The 3,126-nt window shown below is 49.1% G+C and carries 3 protein-coding genes; 1 reads left to right on the forward strand and 2 read right to left on the reverse strand.

Annotated features, from left to right (window positions below):
• Together KDK17_RS09960 and gltA are read right to left on the reverse strand one after the other, a co-directional pair.
• Window positions 1-711, reverse strand: a 711-nt coding sequence (locus tag KDK17_RS09960) for a TerC family protein (RefSeq protein WP_257287987.1), incomplete at its 3' end; no start/stop codon positions are given.
• A gap of 303 nt (window positions 712-1,014) precedes the next feature.
• The gene (gene gltA / locus KDK17_RS09965) at window positions 1,015-2,298 is read right to left on the reverse strand and encodes a citrate synthase (protein WP_257254661.1); all 1,284 of its coding nucleotides are present in this window, start codon (window positions 2,296-2,298) and stop codon (window positions 1,015-1,017) included.
• A 443-nt stretch (window positions 2,299-2,741) separates the two neighbouring features.
• Between gltA and sdhC the strand changes: the two genes are divergently transcribed.
• A complete protein-coding gene (sdhC, locus tag KDK17_RS09970; RefSeq protein WP_257254649.1) occupies window positions 2,742-3,116 on the forward strand; it encodes a succinate dehydrogenase, cytochrome b556 subunit in 375 nt (124 codons plus the stop codon).
• Window positions 3,117-3,126: the final 10 nt, after the last annotated feature.

A 3,126-nucleotide genomic window follows, 5' to 3' on the forward strand; every position in this document is an offset into this window, starting at 1 on the left:
CAAGTAACAGGAAAGTATTCTCCATTTATTGAGCATCTCCCCCTCCCTACAAGACGCCATGTCCCCGTCGCGGTAGCCTTTCGGGATATGAGAGTCCAGAGCGTCTCCTATCAAAGAGACACCCACCAGAACCAGAAAGGAAAGCGCTAGCACTTTGAAGGAAGGGTGGTTGTTGACAAATTCTCCAACAGGCGCCGCTGCAAGCATCATAATGCCTACCGAAATAACAATGGCGGTAATCATAACCCAAAGGTGTTCTGCCAGCCCTACTGCGGTGATGACTGAATCCAGGGAGAAAACAATATCGATGAGGGCAATCTGGATAAGAGTTATAGCATACCCTCTTGGTTTAAGGTGAGGTCCTTCATCTTCGCCGGGTTCAAGAGCGTCATGGATCTCATGAGTGGCTTTGGTGAGCAGAAAGAGCCCGCCACCGAGAAGAATCAGGTCCCGACCGGATAGGGCATGGTTGAACAGATGGAATAGCGGGGCAGTGAGTGTCATGATCCAGGTAATGGAGAGTAGCAGGAGGATCCTTGTGAACATTGCCAGTAATAGTCCCAGTCTGCGGGCATTGTTGCGTTGATGTGCAGGCAGTTTGTCGACAACGATTGTAATAAAAATGATGTTGTCGATGCCCAGAATAATCTCCAGGACGGTAAGAGTTGCCAGAGCAATCCAGGGCTCTGGGTTCAGGAAAAGTTCAGTCATTGTTTTATCGTATTAGCTCTATCGTACTAGCCGTTCATGCCGGGACACTACTCCCTAAGCTACTCATAGGTAATATCGGTTAAAAGTAGACGAGACTGAAAGCATCTAAAGAATGTTTTGGCCCTTGTCCGTTTGACAGGTTCAGCCAGCATTACGATTAATCAGTCCGGAACGATGTTTTTGGTCCCCCGGGAAATAGTGGCAGTCATGTTTCAAAGGCGTTGAAATGACACAAAAAGTCTGAGGCAGGTGAAACAGAGGAGGTCTGAAAGCCGATAATAGCACCGGCTTTCAGGAGGCTGCTTAGCGGTCAGATACCGGAATAAAATCTCTGGAAGTTTCGCCGGTGTAAAGTTGGCGCGGACGACCAATGCGGTATTCACCGCTGATCATTTCATGCCAGTGAGCAATCCAGCCCGGTGTACGACCGGTTGCAAAGATTACAGTGAACATCTCTGTTGGAATGCCCAGAGCTTTCAGAATGATACCGGAGTAGAAGTCCACGTTCGGATACAGCTTCTTCTCAACGAAGTATTCGTCTTCCAGGGCGATCTTTTCCAGACGCTTGGCGATCTTGAACAGAGGATCGTCTTCCAGGCCCAGTTCGCTCAGTACTTCGTCACAGGTCTGCTTCATAACCTTGGCACGTGGGTCAAAGTTCTTGTAGACGCGGTGACCAAAGCCCATCAGACGGAAGGGATCGTTTTTGTCCTTGGCGCGGTCAATGAACTCATCGATGTGTTTCTCATCACCGATTTCATTCAGCATAACCAGTACCGCTTCGTTGGCACCACCGTGAGCCGGCCCCCACAGAGCTGCAATGCCAGCAGCAATACAGGCGAATGGGTTGGCACCACTGGAGCCTGCCAGGCGCACAGTCGATGTTGAAGCATTCTGTTCATGGTCTGCATGCAGCAGGAAGATACGATCCATGGCACGAGCCAGAACTGGATTAACTTCGTACTCTTCACAGGGCGTAGCAAACATCATATGCAGGAAATTGCCACCGTAGCCCAGATCGTTGCGCGGGTAGACGAACGGCTGTCCGATGGAGTATTTGTAGGTCATAGCTGCCAGGGTTGGCATCTTGGAAATCAGGCGATAGGCGCAAATTTCACGGTGACGTTCGTTAGTGATATCCAGTGAATCGTGATAGAAGGCAGAGAGAGCGCCTACTACGCCGCACATCACGGCCATAGGGTGAGCGTCGCGACGGAAGCCGGAGAACAGGTCTACCATCTGTTCATGAATCATGGTATGACGCATGATGGTGTCTTCAAAATGCTTTTTCTCCTTCCTGTTGGGAAGTTCACCATAAACCAGCAGGTAGCAGGTTTCCAGATAGTCAGAGTGCTCAGCAAGCTGCTCGATAGGGTAACCACGGTGCAGAAGCACACCCTTTTCACCATCTATGTAAGTGATCTTTGACTCGCAGGAAGCTGTAGATACGAAACCGGGGTCGTATGTAAACAAACCGTTGGCAGTCAGGCCGCGAACATCAACAACATCTGGGCCGAGAGAGCCCGTATGTACAGGAAGTTCCAGTTGTTTGCCGTCAATCGAGAGGGTTGCTTTCTTTTCAGCCATCATAGGCTCCTGTCTTGCCGTTTATTCTGCCGTTATCTTAGTCTCGGACCCAAATTATTGTGCTCACAGAATAAGTTTTTTTATGGTTGGGCCCCTTTCACGGTTCGACCACTATAGGGCCAGAAATCTGTTTGTCAAACATGTGTGTCGTTGAAAAAGTCTGCGCAATAAACTCAGAGGTCTATAGTAAATTTGCTTAGTGGGTTAATCAATTGTAATTGAAAACCGAACTGTTTATACTTCACAGCCGAAGTCGTGGAGGGCTTCATGAGGGGGGGGTGAGAAGAGAACGTTAACAACAATTAACGCGGTTTCTTAGCCTGCAGTCAGGGTGGCCTGTTCAGGTAAACCTGATGATAGAGGGCATGATCCCGAGTAGGTCATAACCTCTGGATAATGTTGCTGATTCAGCTGTGCACGCCTCGGGCGTTGGGACAAAAAACGTGAATAGCAAAAGACCTGTCAATCTAGACATAACCACAATCAAACTACCTCTGCCAGCTTATACCTCGATCCTGCACAGGATTTCGGGCATATTGCTATTTGTCGGAGTTGGTTTCCTGCTGTATGCACTGGACCTGTCGCTGTCTTCGGAACAGTCCTTTGCGAAACTGAAAACACTCATGTCGGGTGGCCCGGTCAAATTTATTGTCTGGGTGCTGCTTTCCGGTCTGATTTACCACTTTGTTGCAGGTGTCAAGCATCTGTTAATGGATGTGGGTGTAGGTGAAGGTAAAGAGTCAGGCAAGGCTGGTGCGATCATCACCATTATTCTGTCGGCTGTATTGATTGTGCTCGCGGGGGTGTGGGTATGGTAACCAATATTAC

Source organism: Endozoicomonas sp. SESOKO2 (assembly GCF_024606245.1).
In the GTDB taxonomy this organism is placed as follows: Bacteria; Pseudomonadota; Gammaproteobacteria; order Pseudomonadales; family Endozoicomonadaceae; genus Endozoicomonas_A.

What these genes read in the sequence shown, in the direction of transcription:
- gltA (WP_257254661.1), bottom strand. Translation starts at nt 2,298, where the DNA reads ATGGCTGAAAAGAAAGCAACCCTCTCGATTGACGGCAAACAACTGGAA.